At 59.0% G+C, this 22300-nt stretch carries 20 protein-coding genes; 14 read left to right on the top strand and 6 right to left on the bottom strand.

The features are described 5' to 3' along the window. The first annotated feature begins 9 nt into the window (after positions 1–9). The 5 genes from LT85_RS08105 (at position 10) to LT85_RS08085 (ending at position 5222) form a co-directional block, all read left to right on the top strand. Positions 10–1044 (top strand): TRAP transporter substrate-binding protein, encoded by a 1035-nt coding sequence (locus LT85_RS08105; protein ID WP_038487275.1) that lies wholly within the window; start codon positions 10–12, stop codon positions 1042–1044. Positions 1045–1131: 87 nt separating this feature from the next. Then, positions 1132–1800 (top strand): alpha/beta hydrolase, encoded by a 669-nt coding sequence (locus LT85_RS08100; protein WP_038487273.1) that lies wholly within the window; start codon positions 1132–1134, stop codon positions 1798–1800. Between the two features lie 237 nt (positions 1801–2037). Beyond that, a complete protein-coding gene (locus tag LT85_RS08095) occupies positions 2038–2667 on the top strand; it encodes a hypothetical protein (protein WP_156117469.1) in 630 nt (209 codons plus the stop codon). Positions 2668–2955: 288 nt separating this feature from the next. Continuing rightward, the gene (locus LT85_RS08090) at positions 2956–4833 is read left to right on the top strand and encodes a DUF885 domain-containing protein (RefSeq protein WP_038487271.1); all 1878 of its coding nucleotides are present in this window, start codon (positions 2956–2958) and stop codon (positions 4831–4833) included. After that, complete coding sequence (locus LT85_RS08085) at positions 4830–5222, top strand: VOC family protein (RefSeq protein WP_038487269.1); 393 nt, start codon at positions 4830–4832, stop codon at positions 5220–5222. Before LT85_RS08090 ends, LT85_RS08085 begins: the two co-directional genes overlap by 4 nt. A gap of 46 nt (positions 5223–5268) precedes the next feature. Here LT85_RS08085 and LT85_RS08080 read toward each other — a convergent pair whose 3' ends face one another. Together LT85_RS08080 and LT85_RS08075 are read right to left on the bottom strand one after the other, a co-directional pair. Continuing rightward, positions 5269–5469 carry a heavy-metal-associated domain-containing protein gene (locus LT85_RS08080; RefSeq protein ID WP_038495476.1) on the bottom strand — a complete coding sequence of 67 codons (201 nt, stop codon included), beginning with the start codon at positions 5467–5469 and terminating at the stop codon, positions 5269–5271. A 110-nt stretch (positions 5470–5579) separates the two neighbouring features. After that, positions 5580–6185, bottom strand: coding sequence for an amino acid synthesis family protein (locus LT85_RS08075; RefSeq protein WP_038487268.1), 606 nt, complete (start codon positions 6183–6185; stop codon positions 5580–5582). A 212-nt stretch (positions 6186–6397) separates the two neighbouring features. Between LT85_RS08075 and LT85_RS08070 the strand changes: the two genes are divergently transcribed. The 7 genes from LT85_RS08070 to LT85_RS08040 all read left to right on the top strand — a co-directional run bounded on the left by LT85_RS08070 (position 6398) and on the right by LT85_RS08040 (position 13769). Continuing rightward, positions 6398–8860, top strand: a complete 2463-nt coding sequence (locus LT85_RS08070) for a heavy metal translocating P-type ATPase (protein WP_052134886.1) — start codon at positions 6398–6400, stop codon at positions 8858–8860. A 4-nt stretch (positions 8861–8864) separates the two neighbouring features. Further along, positions 8865–9254, top strand: coding sequence for a Cu(I)-responsive transcriptional regulator (cueR, locus tag LT85_RS08065; protein ID WP_038495471.1), 390 nt, complete (start codon positions 8865–8867; stop codon positions 9252–9254). 21 nt (positions 9255–9275) lie between these two features. Continuing rightward, complete coding sequence (locus LT85_RS08060) at positions 9276–9695, top strand: hypothetical protein (RefSeq protein WP_038487266.1); 420 nt, start codon at positions 9276–9278, stop codon at positions 9693–9695. Positions 9696–9820: 125 nt separating this feature from the next. Further along, positions 9821–11218 carry a TolC family protein gene (locus LT85_RS08055; RefSeq protein WP_038487264.1) on the top strand — a complete coding sequence of 466 codons (1398 nt, stop codon included), beginning with the start codon at positions 9821–9823 and terminating at the stop codon, positions 11216–11218. Continuing rightward, positions 11215–12624, top strand: coding sequence for a multicopper oxidase family protein (locus tag LT85_RS08050; protein ID WP_038487262.1), 1410 nt, complete (start codon positions 11215–11217; stop codon positions 12622–12624). Before LT85_RS08055 ends, LT85_RS08050 begins: the two co-directional genes overlap by 4 nt. Before the next feature lie 36 nt (positions 12625–12660). After that, positions 12661–13152, top strand: coding sequence for a cupredoxin domain-containing protein (locus LT85_RS08045; RefSeq protein ID WP_038487260.1), 492 nt, complete (start codon positions 12661–12663; stop codon positions 13150–13152). 266 nt (positions 13153–13418) lie between these two features. Further along, entirely contained in the window at positions 13419–13769 is a 351-nt protein-coding gene (locus tag LT85_RS08040; RefSeq protein ID WP_038487258.1) for a copper-binding protein, read from the top strand. A gap of 11 nt (positions 13770–13780) precedes the next feature. On the opposite strand, the gene LT85_RS08035 is transcribed toward LT85_RS08040, so the two are convergent. Further along, entirely contained in the window at positions 13781–14284 is a 504-nt protein-coding gene (locus LT85_RS08035) for a hypothetical protein (RefSeq protein ID WP_038487257.1), read from the bottom strand. Positions 14285–14621: 337 nt separating this feature from the next. Between LT85_RS08035 and argA the strand changes: the two genes are divergently transcribed. Beyond that, the gene (argA, locus tag LT85_RS08030) at positions 14622–15932 is read left to right on the top strand and encodes an amino-acid N-acetyltransferase (protein ID WP_038495468.1); all 1311 of its coding nucleotides are present in this window, start codon (positions 14622–14624) and stop codon (positions 15930–15932) included. Positions 15933–16023: 91 nt separating this feature from the next. Next, a complete protein-coding gene (locus LT85_RS08025; protein WP_038487255.1) occupies positions 16024–16296 on the top strand; it encodes an oxidative damage protection protein in 273 nt (90 codons plus the stop codon). 136 nt (positions 16297–16432) lie between these two features. Here the strand turns inward: LT85_RS08025 and LT85_RS08020 are convergent, their stop codons facing one another. The 3 genes from LT85_RS08020 to LT85_RS08010 all read right to left on the bottom strand — a co-directional run bounded on the left by LT85_RS08020 (position 16433) and on the right by LT85_RS08010 (position 22277). Then, the gene (locus LT85_RS08020) at positions 16433–19840 is read right to left on the bottom strand and encodes a glycosyl hydrolase family 95 catalytic domain-containing protein (protein ID WP_172656957.1); all 3408 of its coding nucleotides are present in this window, start codon (positions 19838–19840) and stop codon (positions 16433–16435) included. 173 nt (positions 19841–20013) lie between these two features. Then, positions 20014–21090 carry a porin gene (locus LT85_RS08015; RefSeq protein ID WP_052134884.1) on the bottom strand — a complete coding sequence of 359 codons (1077 nt, stop codon included), beginning with the start codon at positions 21088–21090 and terminating at the stop codon, positions 20014–20016. Between the two features lie 248 nt (positions 21091–21338). Beyond that, complete coding sequence (locus LT85_RS08010; RefSeq protein ID WP_038487252.1) at positions 21339–22277, bottom strand: ABC transporter substrate-binding protein; 939 nt, start codon at positions 22275–22277, stop codon at positions 21339–21341. Between the last annotated feature and the right edge of the window lie 23 nt (positions 22278–22300).

The raw sequence follows: 22300 nt of genomic DNA, 5'->3' as shown, positions 1-22300 counted from the left end.
ACAGCATCCATGTTGCCAGCGGCTCTCGTCAAACTTAGCAAACCCGGTCTTAGACAAACCTTGCAAACCTTGATCCTGCCAGTCCTGACGCTGGGCTTGCTATCGCCGCTGGCGGCGCAAACACTGCATCTGATCAACGAATATCCGGCGACTTCCGTCACCGCCGCCGCCGATTTGCAGTTTGCGGAAAACGTCAAACAATTGGCCGCGGCGCTGCCGTCCGGCTCTCTTACCGTCGTCACAGAGCAGGAAGCGCAAAACCCGTTCAAAGGCAGCGCCCAGGTTAGTGCGCTAAGCGAAGGTAAAGTCGAGATGGCGACGCTGTTTGCCGGCATCGCCGGCGCGGCCGATCCCTTCTTCCTGTTGTCGTCGCTACCGTTTACCGTCAACAGTTTTGACGAAGCCAAAGCGCTCGCAAATTGCGCGCAGCCGGCGGTCGAACAACATTTACGCAAGTTGAACGCTCATCTGCTCTACGTCACGCCCTGGCCGCCGTCCGGCATCTGGTCGGCGACGCCGGTCACGAACCAGGCGTCGCTACGGGCGCTGCGGATCCGCACCTACGACGACAACAGCCGCGGCGTGTTTGAACAAGTCGGCGCGCACAGCGAGAACCTGCCGTTCTCTGCGGTGCCGGCCAAGCTGGCTGGCGGCGAGCTGAACGCTGTGCTGTCATCGGGCGATGGCGGCGCAGGTAACCGTTTGTGGGACCAGCTGAGCAACTTCAGCGCCATCAGCTACGCCATCCCGCTCAGCTACACTGTGATCAACCAGGACGTCTGGCAACAGTTGAAGCCGGAGCAGCAGGCACAACTGAGCGAGGCCGCCAAACGCACTTCCGACGTATCCTGGGGCCAGGTCAAGGATCGCATCGAAGCCAATTATGCACGCATGCGTGAGCATAAAATGACGCTCAACCTGACGCCGGCGCAAGAGATACAAGACAGCCTGCGCAACGCGGCGCGCAGCCAGGTCGCGGCATGGCAACAGAAAGCCAATGCCGGCGACATCGTCGGACAATGCCTCAAAGGCAGTCCGCAATAAGGCTGCAGTCAGATTTCCGTGGCTTCAATGGATCAGTTTTTACGCATTTAATTCAATCAAACATTTACCTTTCACCCGGACCAAGCCATGTCTAGCACTCTTGAAACCCTGGAAATCTCCACTTCCGACAGACCAACCGCAGCCGTCATCTGGATGCACGGCCTCGGCGCCGATGGCTCCGATTTCGTCCCTATCGTCAAGGAACTCGACCTCAGCGGTTGCCCCGGCATTCGTTTCGTATTCCCGAGCGCGCCAGCGATTCCGGTGACTATCAACAACGGCTACGTGATGCCGGCCTGGTACGACATCCTGACCACCGACCTGATCCGGCGCGAAGATGAAGGCGGCCTGCGCAAATCGCAAACCGAGATCGAAGCCCTGATCGCGCAACAGATCGCCCTCGGCATCGCCGCAGACAAGATCGTCATCGCCGGATTTTCGCAAGGTTGCGCGATGGCGCTGCAAACCGGCTTGCGCTACCCGCAAAAACTGGCCGGCCTGATGTGTTTGTCCGGTTACCTGCCGCTGAGCGACAAAATCGCCGCCGAACGCCACGCCGCCAACCAGCACACGCCGATTTTCCAGGCCCATGGCCGCGCCGACCCGGTGGTGTTGGTCGACCGCGCAGAAAAATCGCGCGACCTGCTGCAGCAACTGGGCTATCAGGTCGAATGGCATGAATACATGATGCAGCATTCAGTCTGCGCGGAAGAAGTCGCAGACATCGGCAATTGGCTACGCCGCGTCCTCGCTTAAACCGGCAAACCGGCTTACCTGCCGGACAAAGGAGCAAAGCCAGCGTGCGTTCGCTCTATTCAAGCTGGCAATCTGTCACTACCCCGCCCAACCTGCAGGGTATTTTTTTGATAATTGCACTTTAGAAACAATAGACATATCATGACGCCATCATTGAAGTAGTTGAATGAGGTGGATATGAATATATTGTCCTGGCCCCGGAATAGGAACAAAAGCGGAATCCTGCTAGGCGTGGCCTTGGCAGCATGCGCATCTTTTACCCACGCAGCCGACGCCGTCAAGCGCGTCGACCAATACCGCCAGCTAGGCTATTCGGTGAAATCAATTACGCCGATTTTCAGCCAGCTGCTAGTACTGCCCTATCCGGCAGGCTTCAAGATCGCATTTGAAAACACCCAAGGCCCGCGCTATATTCGCGAAGCTGTGCTGGACAAAGAGAATGTCGACGAGTGGAGCCAGATGATCACGCTCACCGGCATGAAAGATCTCGCCCTGAAACCGGAGGTCACCCCGAAATCATTCGCAGAAAACATGGCGGCCGGCTTCCAGCGCGCCTGCCCCGCGTCGTTCAGTGCGCAAGGAATCGCCGCCGGAAAGCTCAGCGGCTATGACTCTTTCGTGATGGTGGCCTCATGTGGCACCTCTCCGACCACCGGCGGCAAAACCAGTGAAGCCGCAATAATCGCCGTAATCAAAGGGCAAAGCGACTATTACACGATTCAATGGGCTGAAAGAGCCGCGCCGTCGGCGACGCCGATTGCCGTCGATGTGAATAAATGGACGGAGAAATTCAGGCAGCTGAATCCGATCAAGCTTTGTCCGATTGTGGCTGGCGAGGCTGCGCCGTATCCGAGTTGCGTCAATTAAATTACGGAAATTAGCGGGCCGGGGCAGCGGAATTCGGCCCAATCGTGACGCACGATTTTCCAGAGGTGCTGGCAACTCTCAAGAAATTGGCCGAGCAGCCTTAAAGCAGCACTTCACACTTCCGCATACAATCGTACGGTACATTAGAACGCGATAGCGGCCATTCCCTCTGTATCGTAAGCGGGCGTTCCTGAAAATCAGCGCAGAAATTTCGTTGGCATCATTTACACACTCGCGATATAGCCGAAATTGCATAAATTCTTTTACCCCTGCAATAAAAAGGATTCCATGATCGATACGCCTCAAACCTTTTCCCGTCGCCGCCGCGATGTGCTGCTCACCGCACTGTCCGCTGCCGCCGTCACCGCCCTGCCTGGCCTGGCCCATGCACAGGCCAAAGAAACCAGTCCGACAGACCAGAAATTCAGCGGCATGCTGGCCGATTTTTCGGAAGAAATCCTGCGCCTGTCGCCGACCTCTGCGACCTCACTGGGACTCGATTCGGGCACTCGCTCTGCGCTCAAGTCGCGGCTGCAAGACGGCTCGCCAGCTGGCGATGCCGCATGGGCCAGCCAAGTCAAATCGATGCTGAGCCGGATGGATACGCTGGATCGCGCCAAGCTCGGTCCGGATGCGCAAATCCGCTACGACAGCGTGCATTATGCGGCGACTGAAGGGGTAGACGGTTTGCGGTTTTCCTATGGCGGCGCGGCTAGCGGCTTCTATGGCGGCACCTCTCCATTCCCGGTTACGCAGCAGGATGGCGCGCTGACCGCCGTACCTGAATTTCTCGACTCGCAACACCAGATCGCCAATGCTGCCGACGCCGAAGCCTATCTGGAGCGCGTGGCGGCAATGGCCCGTCTGCTCGATCAGGAAAGTGCGCGTATCGTTGAGCAGGCCGCTAAAGGCATCATGCCGCCGGACTTTATTGTGCACACTGCGCTCAAACAATTGAATGCTTATCGCAAGAAACCGGCAGCGGAGCAGAAACTGGTCACGTCGATCACCCGGCGCACCAGGCAGTTGGATATCGCAGGCGATTGGGAGGCACGCGCGACGGCATTGGTGAACACGAAGGTGTATCCGGCGCTCGAGCGCCAGATCGCCACTTTCGCTAAAGCGACCGGGAAGGCGACCGATGTCGCCGGCGTGTATCGCTTGCCCGATGGCGCGGCGTATTACGAATGGGCGCTGAAACTGGGAACCACCACTACCCGCAGCGCCGATGAAATCCACGCTATCGGCGTCGAACAAAACAAGATGCTGCAGGCGCGTATCGACACCATCCTCAAGGCGCAGGGCATCACGCAGGGTACGGTTGGCGAGCGTTTGCTGGCGCTATCGAGAGATCCCAAACGCTTCTATGCCGATAATGACCAGGGCCGCGAGCAACTGATCGCCTATTGCAATGAGCGGGTTGCGGCCGTGCGCAAGCTGATGCCGCAAATCTCGCATCTGGACCTGAAAGCGCCGCTGGTGATCAAGCGCGTGCCGCCCGATATTGAAGCAGGCGCGCCGCTGGGTTATATGAACTTCGCAGCGCTGGACGGATCGCGGCCGGCGATTTACTACATCAACCTGAAATCGACCACGCTGTGGCCGAAGTCCGAAATCGCCACCCTCACTGCGCATGAAGGCATTCCCGGCCACACCTGGCAAGGAGCGTATCTGGCCGAACACCACGCAGAGATGCCGCTGATTGCTTCGATGATGGGGTTCAACGCCTTTATCGAGGGATGGGCCTTGTATGCCGAACAGCTGGTGGACGAGTTCGGCGTGTACGCGAATGATCCGTTCAGCCAGATCGGTTATCTGCAGGCGCAAATGTTCCGCGCCTGCCGGCTGGTGGTCGATACCGGCTTGCATGCCAAGAAATGGACGCGTCAGCAGGCGATCCAGTTCATGGTTGAAAACAGCGGGCGCGGCGTCGCCGCCATGACCAGCGAAGTCGACCGCTACTGTGTGTCGCCGGGGCAGGCTTGCGGCTACAAGATGGGCCACAACGAAATCCTGCACCAGCGCGAACGGGCGAAGCTGGCGCTGGGCGGCCACTTCGACCTGGCGGGCTTCAATGACGCACTGGTCAAATGCGGCGGCGTACCGTTGACGGTGCTGCCGACAGTGATCGATCGCTACATCGCCAGCGTCAAAGTGACGACATGAAATTCGGCTACACCATTGTCTACGTAACGTCGGTTCCTGATGCGCTGGCGTTTTACAAAGATGCCTTCGGCTTCGAAACGCGCTTTCTGCATGAGTCCGGAGAGTACGGTGAATTGCAGACAGGAGAAACCACGCTGGCGTTTGCATCGCACGCGATGGGAGAAATGAATCTGGGTGGCCATTATCAAAAAGCCGACCCGGCTACAGCGCCGCTTGGCGTCGAGCTGGCGTTCGTGAGCGACGACGTCGGTGCAGCCTATGCAAAAGCCATCGCGGCAGGCGCGGTCGCCATCAAGGAACCTGTCGAAAAACCTTGGGGTCAGGTGGTTGCCTATGTACGCGCTAAAGACGGATCGCTGATCGAACTTTGTTCTCCTGTCAGCGGCTGAGCAATGCATGCAGCGGCGTCTGGCGACGCCGCTGCATCAATTCAGACTACGACAGCAATTGCGGTGTGTAGCCTGCATCCTTGATGGCCTCGGCCAGTTCATCGGCGCTAGCGTTGCTTTGGATCGACACGCTGTGGCCGTCGATCTTGATTTCCACCTTGGCGCTCGCATCGACATCGCTGATGGCTTTGGTGATACGGCCGGCACAGTGGCCGCAAGTCATGTCTTGCACGTTGAATTCAATCATGTATTGCTCCGTGGGTTGGTTCTGCATCTATCTGCAGCCACTATAAACCTTCCCACGGCAGGAAGGTCAAGCCTGAATTCAAGGCACACGAATTGCGCAGCGATTGCCGGTCAGTTGAGGCCGTTCTTGCCCTCGATTTCATTGGCTTTCAAGCCCCCCAGGCGCGCATGCAGGCGGCCGCGGGTAGCTACCGCAAACGCCACCACGACTTCGTCGGCGTTGGGCGCATCGAAGAACTGGCTGGTGACAGTATCGTAGTGCGATGGCACGTACAGGGCATTCTTGTGGGCCAGCGGAATATCCAGTTCCGTGCCGGGTACGCCGCGCTTTCCGGCCGACGGGATCCATGCCTTGCCGCCGCCAATCGCTTCGCGGATCGGCATGACCATGGCGGGCGTCAGGAAGGCATTGCCGTGCTCGTATTCGCCGGCGATGCCGACGATACATGCCTTGCCATAGCTTTCCAGCTGGTCTTGCCCCAGGGCGGCGGCGATGCGACGGCCGAATTCATGTCCCAGAGCGGGAGAATTGGCCAGGATCAGATCCAGGTTTTCGCTGAAACGACCAGCGTAGGGATTATGGATGGCAGCAGCGATGACGATCTTGCGCAACGGCTTGCCATCGGCCAGCACGCCGTTTTCATTGGCCAGCGTATCGTCGATCTGGGTGTACCACTTGCGAATATGATAATTTTCGAAATTTGCTGGTTTGGACATGGTGTGTTCCTGGCAAGTTATCTGGTGAATGGCGCTTTGGACAGGAATCGTAACTTGCCCGGCCCCTCTCCTATATAGCCTGTTGCGTATAAGCGGTAGAGCTTTTGACAGCAAAAAACAGTTAAAAACGCGTACTGCTAAAATGATGCTTGACCTTCCCATCATGGGAAGCATCATCATTAAGACGTCCCCACTCCTGAGTTGAGCCCATCATGAGCAGCAGCATCCCGGCATTGACCGAATTCCAGTTAGCGATAGATGGCATGAGCTGCGCCTCCTGCGTTTCCCATGTCGAAAAGGCCTTGCGCAAAGTCGCCGGCGTACAGGATGTCAGCGTCAACCTGGCGACTGAATTGGCCACCGTGAAGGGCGACAGCGCTACGGCCATCGGCCCGCTAGTGGCGGCAGTGGAAAAAGCCGGCTATCTGGTCAGGCAGCAGGAAGTGACGCTGGATATCGCCGGCATGAGTTGCGCTTCCTGCGTCAGCCGGGTTGAGAAGGCCTTGTTCAAAGTCCCCGGCGTGCAAAACGTAGCGGTCAATCTGGCCAGCGAAAAGGCGACCGTGAATACCGCCGGCACGGTAGCAATCGAACTCCTGATCGCTGCCGTTAAAGCGGCGGGCTATGACGCGTCAATTCCCGCAAGCGAGCCGAAGACAGGCACAGCCGCAAAAACAACATTGCCAAGCTGGTGGCCGGTAGCCGCTGCCGCCGTACTGACGCTGCCGTTGATCCTGCCAATGCTGCTGATGCCGTTTGGCGGCGACCACGCCTTGCCCGGCTGGTGGCAACTGATGCTGGCGACGCCGGTGCAGTTCTGGCTTGGCGCCCGCTTCTATCGGGCCGGCTGGCGCGCGTTGAAGGCTGGCAGCGGCAACATGGATTTGCTGGTCGCGCTCGGCACCAGCGCGGCTTATGGTTTGTCGCTGTATCTGTTGTTAGCCGCTCCCCATGGCGCGATGGCGCATCTGTATTTCGAAGCATCGGCGGCGGTGATCACGCTGGTGCTGCTGGGAAAATGGCTGGAAACCCGCGCCAAGCGCCAGACCGCCGACGCCATCCGGGCCTTGAATGCCTTGCGCCCGGAACGGGCGACGGTGCGGCGCGACGGCGTCGACCATGAGATCGCCATCGCCGCATTGCAGCTAAGCGATGTGGTGGTGGTCCGCGCCGGCGAACGTATCGCGGTGGACGGTGTGGTGCTGGAGGGCCAAAGCCAGGTCGACGAATCCTTGCTGACCGGCGAGAGCCTGCCGGTAGAAAAACAAAATGGCGACAGGGTTACCGCAGGCGCCATCAATGGCAGCGGCCTGTTGCTCGTTACCACCACCGCCATCGGCGCCGAGACCACGCTGGCGCGCATCATCCGCATGGTGGAGCATGCGCAGGCGGCCAAGGCGCCGATCCAGCGCCTGGTCGACCAGGTCAGCGCAGTGTTCGTGCCGGTGGTATTGCTGATTGCCTTGCTGACCTTGCTCGGTTGGGGTTTCAGCACAGGCGACTGGCAACAGGCGTTACTCAATGCAGTGGCGGTGCTGGTGATCGCCTGCCCTTGCGCCTTGGGGCTGGCCACGCCTACCGCGATCATGGCCGGCACCGGCATCGCGGCACGCTACGGCATCCTGATCAAGGATGCTGAAGCGCTGGAAATCGCCCATCGCATCAGCGTCGTCGCTTTCGACAAGACCGGCACCCTGACCATCGGCCGGCCAACGCTGCACAACTATCTTCCGGTGGCCGCGAATGCAGCCGAGGATGCTGCCGATAACGCATCCAACGATCTGCTGGCGCTGGCCGCTGCCGTGCAACGCAATAGCGAACATCCTTTGGCGCGCGCCGTGGTCGCCGCCGCCGACCGGGCAGGTATCAAGCAAACAGCTGACGCGTCCGGCGTGCAGACGGTCGCAGGACGTGGCGTGCAAGCCAGCGTCGGCGACAAGCAATGTTATCTGGGCAGTAGCCGCTGGATGCAGGAACTGGGCGTAGACACTTGCGCTCTGGCGAACGAAGCTAAAAACATGGAGGCCGATGGCCGCACCATTTCCTGGCTGGCTACCGAGCAAGACGGCAAGCGCAGCGTGGCCGGTTTACTGGCCTTCGGCGACGACATCAAACCCACCGCCAAGGCCGCCATCCGGCAATTACAGCAACGCGACATCCGGGTTGCGATGCTGAGCGGCGATAACTGGGGCAGCGCCAATGCGGTCGGCCGCCAGCTCGGCATCAGCGAGATCCATGCAGAGATCCTGCCTGCCGACAAAGCCAAGACAGTGGTCGATCTGAAGGCCAGCGCAACCGTAGTGGCGATGGTTGGCGATGGCATCAACGACGCCCCGGCGCTGGCCGCTGCCGATGTCGGCATCGCCATGTCGACCGGCACCGACGTCGCCATGCAGGCCGCCGGGATAACACTGATGCGTGGCGATCCGGGGCTGGTGGCAGACGCCATTGACATCTCGCGCCGCACCTATAGCAAGATCCGCCAGAACCTGTTCTGGGCCTTTATTTATAACCTGATCGGCATTCCGCTGGCAGCGCTGGGCTATCTGAATCCGGTGCTGGCCGGCGCCGCCATGGCGTTCAGCAGCGTCAGCGTGGTGAGCAACGCCCTGCTGCTGCGCCGCTGGCGGCCAGCTACGCTTTTATCTGCCAAGGAGAATCCAGATGTCCAATAAAGCCATGAATATCGGCGACGCCGCCAGCGCTTCGGGCGTCTCGGCCAAGATGATCCGGCACTACGAAGAAATCGGCCTGATTCCAGCCGCCAGCCGCAGCGATTCCGGTTACCGCACCTATGCCGAGCGCGATATCCATTTGCTGCGCTTTATCCGCCAGGGCCGTTTGCTGGGCTTCTCGATGAAGCAGATCGCCGAGCTGATCGGCCTGTGGCTGGACCAGTCGCGTCCCAGCAGCAAGGTCAAGCAGCTGGCGCTCTCGCACATCGCCGAACTGGACGACAAGATCAAGGAACTGCAGGCGATGAAAGGCACGCTGGAACAACTGGCTTGCCATTGCCATGGCGATGCACGGCCTGAATGCCCGATTCTCGACGGACTTGCCAAGTTGTAGATCAATGCTAGAATCGCATCCATGTTTTCCATCACCCGCCTGAAGAACCTGTTGATCTTGCTGCTGGCGCTAGTACTCCCGTTACAGGGATATGCGGCGGCGGCGATGGTTTTTTGCGGCTCGGAAAATGTAGTTGCATCAAATGTGGTTGCATCGCCAGTTACCGCGAACCATGTCAGCCATGCCGGCATGGCGCATCATCAAGCTGATGCGCAAACTGCCGACCAGCCTGCCCATGACGACCACGATCATGCTTCGCATGACAAGTCTTCAAGCTCCTGCAGTTCTTGCGCAGCGTGCTGCGTTGGCGCGCCGCCGATGCATTCACCCGTAGCGACGGCTCGGCCGCTGCCAATCACCCATCCGCTTCCTTTCCCGCTGTCGGGTTTTGTCGGCTACACGCCGGAAAATCCGGAACGCCCCCCTTCTCTGTTCGCATAACGTCATCATTCAAACGCCTTGCCCCCGCTACAGGGAGGCGAGTTTTGACCGATCGCCGATGCATTAGCTGCGCTCTAAACAACGCTGGCGCATTGCGCTGTCATTGATCCGTTATCGAGGATTTCATGTTCATTTTTTTACGCGGGCGCCTGTTGCCTGCAGCGCTGCTGGCCGCCCTCGCCGGTTGCGCCAGCCTGAGCCAAGACCAGGGCTTTAGCGACGTCGCGGCGCTCGCAAAACCTGGCCTGGGGCTGACGCCGCAAAGAGCCAACTCTGAAACGGAACGCACGGCCAGCCAGAAATTGGTGCGAAAGTTGCTGCAAAAACCCCTGTCGGTTGACGATGCGGTACAGATCGCCTTGCTCAACAATCGCGGCCTGCAGGCCGATTACGAAGAACTGGGGATCGCCGAAGCAAGCTGGGTGCAAGCCGGCCGTTTGCCGAATCCCGGCTTCAGTTTCGGTCGCACCCGCAACGGCGACGACATCAAGATAGATCGCAGCTTTTCCATGGCGGTAATGGGCTTGCTGACCTTGCCTGTGACTTCCCGCATCGAAGCGCAGCAGTTCCAGGTTCGCAAGCTGACGACCGCCAACCGTATCCTGCAAGTCGCTGCCGCTTGCCGCGACGCCTACTACCAGAGCGTGGCGGCGAACCAAAGCGTGCGCTATCAGGAGCAAGTCGAAAGCGCCGCTGCGGCAGGCAGTGAATTGGCGGCGAAGATGGCGCAGGCTGGAAATTTCAACCAGTTGGAACTGGCGCGAGAACAGGCGTTTCATGCCGATGCTGTGGTACAACTGGCGCGCTCGCGGCAATTGGCGGTGGCAGCCAGGGAACAGCTTATCCGCTTGCTGGGCCTCAGCGCAGAACAAGCCGGATTCAAGCTGCCGCAGCAGTTGCCCGAGCTCCCCAGGCAGCGTCCGTCATTGCAGGATAGCGAACAACTGGCAATGACCCAGCGCCTGGATATTGCGGCGTCGAAGCTGGAAGTGGACGGTCTGCAAAAAACGCTGGGATTGAATCGCGCCACACGCTTTATCAACGTGCTGGAACTGGCCTATCTGCACAATTCCGAACCTGGTGCGTCGCGCGAAACCGGCTATCAGGTCAGCCTTGAAATCCCTTTGTTCGACTGGGGCGGCGCCCGTGTAGCCAGGTCGGAATCGATCTATATGCAAGCTGCGCACCGGCTTGCCGAAACCGCCCTGGATGCGCAATCGCAAGTGCGCGTCTCTTACGCCAACTATCAGACCGCTTACGACCTGGCGCGCCATTATCGCGATCAGGTGCTGCCGCTGCGCAAACGCGTCTCGGATGAATATCTGCTGCGCTACAACGGCATGCTGTCGAGCGTGTTCGAACTGCTGGCCGACTCCCGCGAACAAGCCAATGCGGTCAACGCCGCCATCGACGCCAGCCGCGATTTCTGGATGGCGGAGAGCGCCATGCAACTGGCGTTGGGCGGCCCCGTGAGCCCGCCATCAGTCGCCGCCAAACCATCCGTGCAAGGAAAACAGCCATGAGTCATTTATCGAGACGCGCTTTTTTACAAGGTTCCGCCTTGGCAGTCAGCGCAGGCGCGGTCAGCCGCATCGCCGCCGCCAGCCTGCCGGAAGCCGTATTGCAAACCCAGGCCGGTACCCAGCCGCCGCTCGCCCCAGCCAATGGCCGGCCTTATCAGCCGGTAGTCACCCTGAACGGCTGGACGCTGCCATGGCGCATGAACAACGGTGTCAAGGAATTCCATCTGGTGGCGGAGCCGGTGGTGCGCGAGATAGCCCCCGGCATGAAAGCCAATCTGTGGGGCTATAACGGCCAGAGCCCGGGGCCGACGATTGAGGTGGTGGAAGGCGACCGGGTGCGGATTTTCGTTACCAACAAATTGCCCGAACATACCTCGGTCCACTGGCACGGCCAGCGCCTGCCGAACGGCATGGACGGCGTGACGGGCCTGACCCAGCCAGGCATCAAACCCGGCAAGACCTTCGTCTACGAGTTTGTGGCGAGACGCGCCGGCACTTTCATGTATCACCCGCATGCGGATGAAATGGTGCAGATGGCGATGGGCATGATGGGCTTCTGGATCACCCATCCGAAGGATCCGGCGCTGATGCGGGTCGACCGCGATTTCGTGTTCCTGCTGAATGCCTACGACATCGAACCCGGCGCCGCCACGCCGCGCGTCAACGAGATGACCGACTTCAACCTGTGGACCTGGAACAGCCGCGCTTTTCCAGGCATCGATCCGCTGGTGGTGCGGCAGCATGACCGGGTACGGATCCGGGTCGGCAACCTGACCATGACCAACCACCCTATCCATCTTCACGGCCATGAGTTTGTAGTGACCGGCACCGATGGCGGCTGGGTCCCGCCAGCCGCACGCTGGCCGGAGGTGACCACAGATATTGCCGTGGGCCAGATGCGCGCCATCGAATTCGACGCCAACGAGCCGGGCGACTGGGCGTTTCATTGCCATAAATCGCATCACACCATGAATGCGATGGGCCACAGCGTGCCGACCATGATCGGCGTTGACCAGAAGTCGGTACTCAAGAAAATCAACCAGCTGATTCCGGACTATATGGTAATGGGCGACAAAGGCGGCTCTATGGGCGACATGGAAATGCCTATCCCGGACAACACGCTGCCGATGATGGGCGGCCAAGGGCCTTATGGTTCCGTCGAGATGGGCGGCATGTTCAGCACGGTCAAGGTGAGGGCCGGACTGGCGCGCAACGATTACCGCGATCCCGGCTGGTACAAGGCGCCTGCCGGGACTGTCGCCTATGAATGGCAAGGCCCTGCCGCCAGCCTGCCCGATACCGGCCAGCCCCCCGCTTCGGTCGCCAACGCCGGTACGGGCAAGGAGCCCGTCGTCAATGTAGTCAAGCCAGGTATGACAGGCATGTCTGGCATGCATCAGCAGTAACAAGATTCAAATCATTCAATATTCAAGGAGCATCAAATGAAAACTTCCCTCGTTATTTCCTCCCTCCTGTCTGCCCTGCTGGTGGTCGGCAACGCAGCCTACGCCGATGCCGGACATCGCCACAGCGAGGCAGGCCCGGCTCAATTCGGCGAGCCCGGCAAGACAGCCGAAGCGACGCGCACCGTCAAGGTCGACATGAACGACAGCATGCGATTCACACCAGCCAATATCACCGTCAGGGAAGGCGAAACCATCAGGTTCGAGGTCACCAACAGCGGCGGGTTGAAACACGAGATGGTGATGGGAAGCGCAGCGGAACTGGCTGAACACGCTGCCTTGATGCGCAAGATGCCGGAAATGGAACATGCCGACGAAAACCAGGTAACCGTCGCCCCCGGGAAAAGCGCTGAACTGATCTGGAAGTTCAACAGCGCCGGCAAGATCGATTTCGCCTGCCTGGAACCCGGGCATTACGAAGCCGGAATGAAAGAACAGATTGTGGTGACGCCTGCCAAAACCGGTGCGTAATGAACCGAAACGACAAACAACGACGCATCCGGAAAGCCTGTCATTAGATGATGGCAAGCAAAATATTCCGAAATGGTGTCATTTTTGCATTTCGTAACGAGCTGTAAAAAGCCGGTACTTTTTGCTCGCAGTCCCCGAGTATCAATACTTCAGAGCGGCGCTTGATATGCATCCGAGCGCCCGCATATCTAAGTAATCATCTGGGAACAACCCTATGCAATCCCCGTAAAGCGATACTGAATCGCCAGTTTGAAAGGACTCTCACCATGCAATACCTGCAGATAATCGTCATCTTCGCCACACTCCTCATTGGCCTGCCCCTGAGCAGCATGGCGGCCAGCGCCAGCGATCCCACTGATGTGCAAACAACACCGGCTGGCCAGGGCAACTTGCCGATGGTGGCCGGTGAAATCCGTAAAGTCGATCCGGCTACCGGCAAGATCACCATCAAGCACGATGAAATCCCCAATTTCGGCATGCCAGCCATGACCATGCTGTTCAAGGCAGGCGATCCGGCCATGCTGGAACAGTTCAAGGCGGGCGACAAGATCAAGTTTGCGGTCGACAAAGTGGATGGTGCATTGACCATCGTCAGCCTGGAACTCGCTGAAGAATAAGTCCTACGCCGTCACTGATGACGGCTGACTACCCTGACATCCGGCGTCTCGTTAGCCGGATCGACCAATTCCAGCGTGACTACCGGTCCTTTGCGCTGATCATGCAAAAACGTGATCCGGACTTTTTGCGCGGTCTCTATCCCTGCAAAATCCTTGGTCAAGATCCTTGTCACTGTGGGCAACTCTTCCGAACCGAGCGCAAAGGCGTCGCTTTCGTTCTGCTGCTCGGAAGGAATATGACCATTTTTATAAACGCAGGCGATGGCTTGCTCGGTGGCTATACCATTGCTCATCAAGAATGAATCGTTGACCAGAAACAGGGCTGGCGGGATTCTTGAGAGCTCCAGCTGGCTGACATCCGGCCAGTCGTTCTTGGTGATCACTTTGCCGCCGGCATAATATTTGGCGACAAACTGGTCACCCATGCAAGGCAGATGTTCGGTCGCCGCCTCGGCGTGTTGCAAAAGCTGTTGCACGTCGGCCGGTTCAAATTCCACTGAAATCGTATTTATCATGGGCGAATTATCGCATTGCGGGGCGCTACACGGGCCTGCACGTTAAGGTAAAGCTGTAATTTCGTGGCTACCCGAAAGCCCCCAACCAGCTGTAATATCCGTTAGCTTGTCGCCCCATAGCTACGCCTGCGATAAAACCACCCGCAAATCGCTGATTCCCTGCAGCCAATACGGCGTCCTGTATATAATCCTAAATTCGGCAGTTGACCGCTCACTTAGTTTTGGAAAGCCGCATGAGCACTGATTTTCTTTCATTCGATAATATTTACCGCTTAGGTAAGAGCGCTACAGACGCGATTGCACCTGTCCAACTCCCGAATCTAGGATAATGTCCGGCATGGAAAACCCCAATGAATTCGTAGAATGGCTGCGCTCTGTCGCGCCGTATATCCATGCCTTTCGCGGCAAGACCTTTGTGGTCGCCTTTCCGGGCGAACTGGTGACAGCCGGCGCGTTGCCGGTGCTGGCCCAGGATCTGTCGCTATTGCATGCGCTTGGCATCAAAGTGGTCATTGTGCACGGCTCGCGACCGCAGGTGGAAGAACAGCTGACGCTGCGTAATGTAGAAGCGCGCTTCCACAATGGTTTGCGGATTACCGATATCACCGCGCTGGAGTGCGCCAAGGAAGCCGCCGGCGAACTGCGGCTCGATATCGAAGCCGCTTTCAGCCAGGGCTTGCCCAACACGCCGATGGCGCATGCGGCGATTCGTATCATTTCCGGCAACTTCGTCACCGCCCGCCCTCTCGGCGTGATCGACGGCGCCGACCTGCAACTGACCGGCTTAGTGCGCAAGATCGACTACGACACCATCCATCCGATCCTGAATGCCGGCGGCCTGGTGCTGCTATCGCCGCTGGGTTTCTCGCCCACCGGGGAAGCATTCAACCTGACCATGGAAGACGTCGCAGTCTCGGCGGCGATCTCGCTGCGCGCCGAAAAACTGATCTTCATCAGCGAAACGCCGTTGATGAAGGATGCCGGCGAGACTGAAATCCGCGAACTGTCTTCGCACCAGGCGCAAGCCGTGCTGGATAGCGGCTGCCTGCCGGCCGACTCTGCCTTCTATCTGCAACACGCCATCAAGGCCTGTAACGCCGGCGTGCCACGGGCCCACGTGGTGCCGTTCGCCACCGACGGCTCGGTCTTGCTGGAACTGTTCACCCACGATGGCGTGGGCACCATGATTTCCTATGAAAACCTGGAAAGCCTGCGCGAAGCCACGATTGAAGACGTCGGCGGCATCCTCAAACTGATCGAGCCGCTGGAAGCGGACGGCACGCTGGTCAAGCGCGGCCGCGAACTGATCGAGCGCGAGATCCATTACTTCTCGGTGATCGAGCATGACGGCGTGATCTTCGGCTGCGCCGCGCTGTATCCTTTCCCTTCGGAAAAAATGGCGGAAATGGCTTGCCTCACCGTCAATCCGGAAGTCCAGGCGCAAGGCGACGGCGAACGTATCCTCAAACATATGGAAAGCCGCGCACGCGCCGCCGGCTTCAGCAAACTGTTCGTGCTGACCACCCGTACTTCGCACTGGTTCCTGCGGCGCGGCTTCGTCCACGCTACCGTGGACGATTTGCCGAAAGATCGCCAGCACATGTATAACTGGCAACGAAAATCGCTGGTATTGATCAAGAACCTATAAAATCACGCCTGACCCCGGTCGGACTACCTCCGTACCCTTATTTATAAGCGCCCCGACAAGACGGGGCGCGCAACACTGACAAGGAAAAACCATGGCACGCACCATTCATTGCATCAAACTGGACAAAGAAGCCGAAGGCCTCGACTTCCCTCCGTACCCGGGCGAACTGGGCAAGCGCATCTATGAAAGCGTTTCCAAAGAAGCCTGGGCCGGCTGGCTCAAACACCAGACCATGCTGGTCAACGAAAACCGCCTGAACCTGGCTGACGTTCGCGCCCGTAAATACCTGGCGGCGCAAATGGAAAAGCATTTCTTCGGCGACGGCGCCGACGCTGCGACCGGCTACGTGCCCCCAACCGAATAAACCGGCAGCGCAGGACAACCTCCCTTCCCTCTCATCTGCTACAAACAGGCACAGCTTGTTTGTAGCAGAGGCAGCATCTCCCGCCTTCCCTCATTCAGATTTCAGATTCAAGCCTCCTGCTTTGCTTCGGTTCCGCTCACACTGGAACAATGCTGCTCACCACGCCATTCACACTGACCTTCACCGCAGACTTATTCGGCGCCATGTCGGCGATGACGCTGTACGACGTTACCGTGCCGTTGCTCCAGGCGCAGCTGACCTTGTAGCCGCCCCTAGCGCGCAAGCCTGTAAACGAACCCGAAGGCTGCCAGGCTGCGGGACATGCGGGCAGCAATACAATGACGCCCTCATGGCTTTGCAGCAGCATCTCGGTCATCGCCCCCGGCATGCCGAGGTCGCCGTCGATCTGGAAGGTTTCCGGCATCATGGCGGTGAACAGATTGGGCATAGTGCTGTCCTTCAGGCTGCCCCGGATCATGGTCAGTGCATTCTCTGCATCTGCCAGGCGTGCGAACAAGGCGCAACGCCAGGTCCAGGTCCACGACTCGACGCTGTCGCCGCTGATGTTTGCCAGCGATACATTACCGGACGCAGTGCCCAGCGGTAGGCCGCAACGCGCCAGCAGCGCGACCTTGGCGGCTTGCGCAAATGACGGCGTGGCGGCAGGCGTAATCTGGCGGCCCGGATACACGGCGATCAGATGCGAGGTGTGCCGGTGCGTCAGGCTGAGCCCTTTGCTTTGCATCAGGGCGGGGCTGGATTCATAGTCTTCCTGGAACTCCTGCAACTGTCCTTTGGCGCCGATCAGGTTGGGTGCGAGCTTGGCCTGCATCGATTTCACCGTAGCCAACAAGCCGCTGTCGCCAGAGGGAGCCAAGCCTGCGGCGGTCAAAGCTGCTGTAGCGCTTTGGTAGTTCTGGAACACATCCCACACCAGTTCCTGGCCGAACATCACGCCATCCTCCGCCGGCCCCTGTTCAGGCGAGCCGGCGTTTGTGCTGGGAACCACATACAGATTGCTGGCGTTCAGCTTGAGCTGCCCGGTCCAGAATTGCGCCACCTCTTTCAGCATTGGGTAAGCCGTCGTCTGCAGGTAGTTCATGTCCTGGCTGAAGGCATAGTGTTCCCACATGTGTTGCATGTACCAGGCATTGACGGGGGTATAGTAATTCCAGCTGCTGCCGCCGAAGATGCTTTGGCTGGTGCGCGCGGTCCAGCCTGTGCTGCCAGGGAAATTCGCCTGCGTTGCGACGCGCATGGCCGGTGCTTGCGCCACGATGAAATCGGACATGGGCAGATGGCAGTCCGGCAAGGCGGTCGACTCCGCCGACCAGTAACACATCTGGATGTTGATATCGTTGTGGTAATCGCTGGCCCATGGCGGGCTGTTGGAGTTGTTCCACAAGCCTTGCAGGTTGGCCGGCAAGCCACCCTTTCTTGAACAGCTGGCGAGCAGATAACGGCCGAGATGGAAGCGCGACTGCTCCAGTGTAGGATCGGTGCTGCCGGCGGCGCTCTGGTAAGCGCTCAGGCGCACATCGGTCGGCAAGCTGGTCAATGCGGCCGTGCTGCTGCCCCAGTTGGCATCCACCGCTGTCATCAACGGCTGGAAATCCGAATAGTGCGAGGCATACATCGTGGCGAACGATTGGGCCGCAGCTGCGCTCAGCGTCGTGTTCACTACGCTAAGCGGATCGCTGCTGCTGCGCCAGCCGGCGCTATAGCTTGGTGCGTAATTGGTGCGCGCGTCCAGCAACAGCAGAATACTGTCGCAGCCGCTGAATTTGATATTTGTACCACTTTGCGTAGCGCTGCCATTGGTGCGGATCAAACGCGCCTTGGCCGCGTACTTGAGGCCGTTGTTAGCCAGGCTGCTGCTGAACGAGAGACTTTCTTCGTTAGCGGAAACCAGTGCGGTGACGGCATCGCCGGCTTGTGCGGACGTTAGTTGCAGCAGGCCGGACAAACCGCCCGGTGTTTCCGATCGCAGCTGCATGACGATCACATTGTCTACCTTGCTGGCAAAAGTTTCACGGATGAAGTAATTGCCGCCGTACAGGTAGCTGGTGGTCTGCAAGCCGTTTTGCAGATTCAGACGGCGTTGGTATTCGCAAGTGACAGCCTTGCCCGCCGTGGTGAATCCAGAGCCGTTCAGCACAATTTCTGCAACCTGGAAATGTCCCGTCCTGGGATCGCCGGATCCTGCATCGGCCGGGCACTTGGAAGTATCAAAGCTGAAGCGCCAGTAGCGATAGCCGGTGGAGCCGCTTAGCGCAAAGGTTTGCTGCAAGCCGCGCGAGGCGAATGGCGCGACCGATTTGCTATCCAGCTGGGTCCAGTTCAAGGCGTCGTTGGAACCCGCCAGCGTCCAGATCTGCGGGTCCCGTGCGGGAACGTCGTTGGCGCTGGTCAGGGCATAGCTCGACATAACCTGCGCCGCGCCCAGATCCATCTGCCATTGCACAATCTCGCCCGGATTCACGAAGACGCACCATTTGGTATTCGCCTTGCCGTCGACCGAACTGTCGATGCGCTGGCTGCTGGAGCTGCTCAACGCCCCCATTCCGTGGCCGGATGGCGAGAAGGCATAGAGCATTTGGGCCGACGGATTTTGCAGCAGGCTGACGCCGTTTAATCCTATTTCAGCAATCTGGAAATGGCCGTCGCTGAGCGCTGCTGCCGAGACGCTGAAATCGATCTTGTAATAGCTGTAGGCTGTGGCGTTTGAAAACGTGTAGCTATTGGTTTGACCCCGGCTGGCAAACGGCGTCGCGGTGAAATTCTGGCTATCGAGCACAGTCCAGCTGCTGCCGTTATTGGAACCGGACACCACCCATTTCAGCGGATCTCGCGCGGGAACATCGTTGGCAGAGGTCAGCGTATAAGTGGCAACCACGGCCGCGCCGGAGAGCGCTGCCTGCCAAGTGACCAGGTTCGGCGGACTGACGATGCACCACTTGGTACTGAGATTGCCGTCAACCGTCGACAAGATCCCTTCGCCTGAACTGGAAGCGCCGACGCTGACGTTCGGTGAAGTGATCGCAGGTGGCGCGCTGGCGCCCATGTTCAGCGACAGGCTGCCGAAGTTCTGGTAGGCGCCGAAGCCGGATATATCGTAGGCCATGCCATCGAAATTATTGACCCCCGCCCATAAGCTTTGTTCATTGAATTCCATCTGTTCCAGCAATACGCCGCCCGCCAGCATGGCGCCTTCGCGACCATTGCCGATCGGCAGCCAGGTCCTGGCCCAGTCGTCGCCGGCAGTCTGGTAAAACAGGTTCTGGCTGGTGATGCCCGCCACTGGCGCGGTTCTGGCGATACCGGGCAAGTCGGCTTTACTACTGGCTCTGGGAGCGGCAGATGCCACTGCCGCGGTCGGACTGTCAGTGCTGCCGCCACCACAGGCGGCCACCAGCGGCGATGCCGCCAAAGCGGTCATCTGGCCCAGTAACTTGCGCCGCGCAGGGCTGGCCGGTACGCCTCTTTCCGCCTTGATTGTTCCGGCGACAGCAGGAAGAAATTCCGTATCTTTGCTTTTCGTCATGACGCTCGTCTCCAATGTTGTAGTAGCCCCGAGATGAAGTGATTTGAACACCTGCTCGTCCATGCCCGGGCTTGAGGCTGGACGCCATAAAAAAGAGGCAACCGCGACATGGCTGCGGCGACTGCCTCAAGCTCGGAGATCCGGCAAGATCGGCGAGACGAACAAGATCTTGTTTAGAACGTATGGCTGATCCCGGCATACCCGCCGTTTTGCGCATGACCAGGCAAAGGATTGTCGAACTCGGTGCCGAAATTGGCGTTGCCCTTGTTGCGCACCGTGCCAACCGCTGCGTACAGCAAGGTCCGTTTTGACAGGTTGTAGTTGGCGCCGGCCATGAACAGGCTGGCGCTGCCGGCATCATGGTTGAGCTTGGCGTGGAAGGCGCCGCCGATCAGGGTCAGGGCTGGCGTCAACATGTAGTTGACGCCGATCCAGTAGTGATTCAGCTTGTCCGGATCGGTAGGCGCAGCGGTGTCGGGCGCAGAAATATTTTCGTAGCCCGCATACAGTTTCAGCTTGTCGATCGTATAGGTGCCGCCGACAATCAAATCCTTGGACGCCGTGTAGACGTTGGTATAGCGGCCATTGACGTCTCGAATCACGTCATAAATGCCGCGCAGCTCAAGACCGCCATTGGTATATACCAGGGAGATGCCATCGCTGCGGCCATTCTTGGTGGAACCGGCCTGCTCGCCCAGGCTGGTCTGGGCAGTGGCGTTGAAACCACTCCAGGTCGGCGTCTGGTATTCGATGACATTGTTGGCGCCGGGCCAGTTGCGGCCCTTGACCAGGCTGGCGGTGCCCATGAATTGCTGGCCGGTCGGATCAAGGTACCAGACATCGTTGACGATGAACAAATTCTTGCCAAACTTGATCGAACCGGCGCCGCCATTCAAGCCGACATAAGAACGGCGATTGAACAAGGCGCTGCCGTTGGTGACGCCCTTGGTCGCATCGAACCCGGATTCCAGCAGGAAGAAGGCACTCAGTCCGCCGCCCAGGTCTTCAGTGCCTTTGAAGCCGATCATGCTGGTGCCCCACTGGTTGCCGGACGCCGCCAGCTTGCTTCCGGTCTGCCCGGTCAGATTGCCGTTGACGTCTTTCAAGGCAACGCTGCTTTGGTAATCGACGCCGGCATCGACCCGGCCGTAGATAGTGACGCTGGTCTGCGCCTGCGCCTGGCTGCAGGCGGCGCCGATCAGTACGGTCGCGGCTGCCGCCTGCAGGCAGTGCAATGTTGTTGTTTTCATGTTGAGTCCCCTTTATGGTTAAATTTTGTCCGACCGCCCTCCTCTCAGCACCGGAGATAGATTCGAACCTTCGCTAGAAGCCTTTTGTACGTAATACGCGCGCAGCAGGTCGCAACCGGTAGCGGCGCTGTCGACGCCGACTACCGGCAGCACCCGTGACGGGAGTCTGCTGTGTCTGTTATTGCACTGGATTGCCGGGCCATCGCCTGTCGGCAGCGGCCCGTGATGAAGTTAGTGCCGCGTCAAGATCAGTCGTAAAGCACGGCAGCGATCTTGGGGTCGCTGATGTTGCTCTTGTCGTACCAGTAGAAGCCGGTATCGATCACCTTGGGCAGCTTCTCGCCCTTAAGCGCCTTGACCGCCGCTTCCACCGTCTTGTAGCCGATGCCGACCGGATTCTGGGTGATGGCGCCAGCCATGCTGCCGTCGCGGATTGCGTCTTTTTGCTGCTTGCCTGAGTCGTAACCGATGATCACCAGTTTGCGCTTCATTTCCTTGACGCCGTTCAGCACGCCGATCGCCGAACCCTCATTGGTGCCGAAGGCGCCCTTCAGATGCGGATAGGCTTGCAGGATAGACTTGGTGATCTCGGTCGATTTCAGCTGGTCGCCGGCGCCGTACTGGACGGTAACGATCTTGATCTTGGGATAAGCCTTCATGCGCTCGACGAAACCGTCGCGGCGGTCGATGCCTGTGCGGCTGGTCTGGTCATGAGCCACGACCGCCACTTCGCCTTCCTTGCCGATCAGCTCCGCCATCTTGTCAGCCGCCAGCGCTGCCGCCGCTTTGTTGTCGGTGGCGGCAGTGGTCACAGGAATGTCGCTGTCGACACCCGAGTCAAAGGCGACGACAGGAATGTGTGCGGCCTGCGCCTTCTTCAACAGCGGCAAGGCGGCCTTGCTATCCAGCGCGGCGAAGCCGATGGCCTTGGGTTTCTTGGCCAGCGCGGCAGACAACATATCGATCTGCTTGTCGACCATCGCTTCGGTTTCCGGACCCTCGAACGACACCTTCACATTGAAATCCTTGGCGGCCTGCTCGGCGCCAGCCTTCACTGCTTGCCAGAATTGATGCTGGAAACCTTTCGAAATCAGGGGGATATAGACTTCGTCCGCCACTGCGGTGGCGCTGAACCCGAGTGCAAGCGCCAGGCCGATGGCAATGTTCACTGCTCTTCTCTTTATCATTTCAAGTCTCCTCTATGGTTATA

Origin of the sequence: Collimonas arenae, assembly GCF_000786695.1 — a bacterium.
Taxonomy (GTDB): domain Bacteria; phylum Pseudomonadota; class Gammaproteobacteria; order Burkholderiales; family Burkholderiaceae_D; genus Collimonas; species Collimonas arenae_A.
This window is presented reverse-complemented; position numbering and strand designations above follow the sequence as displayed.

Coding starts and splice junctions, on each gene's coding strand:
- LT85_RS08105 (WP_038487275.1), top strand. CDS start 10: ATGTTGCCAGCGGCTCTCGTCAAACTTAGCAAACCCGGTCTTAGACAA.
- LT85_RS08100 (WP_038487273.1), top strand. CDS start 1,132: ATGTCTAGCACTCTTGAAACCCTGGAAATCTCCACTTCCGACAGACCA.
- LT85_RS08090 (WP_038487271.1), top strand. CDS start 2,956: ATGATCGATACGCCTCAAACCTTTTCCCGTCGCCGCCGCGATGTGCTG.
- LT85_RS08085 (WP_038487269.1), top strand. CDS start 4,830: ATGAAATTCGGCTACACCATTGTCTACGTAACGTCGGTTCCTGATGCG.
- LT85_RS08080 (WP_038495476.1), bottom strand. CDS start 5,469: ATGATTGAATTCAACGTGCAAGACATGACTTGCGGCCACTGTGCCGGC.
- LT85_RS08075 (WP_038487268.1), bottom strand. CDS start 6,185: ATGTCCAAACCAGCAAATTTCGAAAATTATCATATTCGCAAGTGGTAC.
- LT85_RS08070 (WP_052134886.1), top strand. CDS start 6,398: ATGAGCAGCAGCATCCCGGCATTGACCGAATTCCAGTTAGCGATAGAT.
- cueR (WP_038495471.1), top strand. CDS start 8,865: ATGAATATCGGCGACGCCGCCAGCGCTTCGGGCGTCTCGGCCAAGATG.
- LT85_RS08060 (WP_038487266.1), top strand. CDS start 9,276: ATGTTTTCCATCACCCGCCTGAAGAACCTGTTGATCTTGCTGCTGGCG.
- LT85_RS08055 (WP_038487264.1), top strand. CDS start 9,821: ATGTTCATTTTTTTACGCGGGCGCCTGTTGCCTGCAGCGCTGCTGGCC.
- LT85_RS08050 (WP_038487262.1), top strand. CDS start 11,215: ATGAGTCATTTATCGAGACGCGCTTTTTTACAAGGTTCCGCCTTGGCA.
- LT85_RS08045 (WP_038487260.1), top strand. CDS start 12,661: ATGAAAACTTCCCTCGTTATTTCCTCCCTCCTGTCTGCCCTGCTGGTG.
- LT85_RS08040 (WP_038487258.1), top strand. CDS start 13,419: ATGCAATACCTGCAGATAATCGTCATCTTCGCCACACTCCTCATTGGC.
- LT85_RS08035 (WP_038487257.1), bottom strand. CDS start 14,284: ATGATAAATACGATTTCAGTGGAATTTGAACCGGCCGACGTGCAACAG.
- argA (WP_038495468.1), top strand. CDS start 14,622: ATGGAAAACCCCAATGAATTCGTAGAATGGCTGCGCTCTGTCGCGCCG.
- LT85_RS08025 (WP_038487255.1), top strand. CDS start 16,024: ATGGCACGCACCATTCATTGCATCAAACTGGACAAAGAAGCCGAAGGC.
- LT85_RS08020 (WP_172656957.1), bottom strand. CDS start 19,840: ATGACGAAAAGCAAAGATACGGAATTTCTTCCTGCTGTCGCCGGAACA.
- LT85_RS08015 (WP_052134884.1), bottom strand. CDS start 21,090: ATGAAAACAACAACATTGCACTGCCTGCAGGCGGCAGCCGCGACCGTA.
- LT85_RS08010 (WP_038487252.1), bottom strand. CDS start 22,277: ATGATAAAGAGAAGAGCAGTGAACATTGCCATCGGCCTGGCGCTTGCA.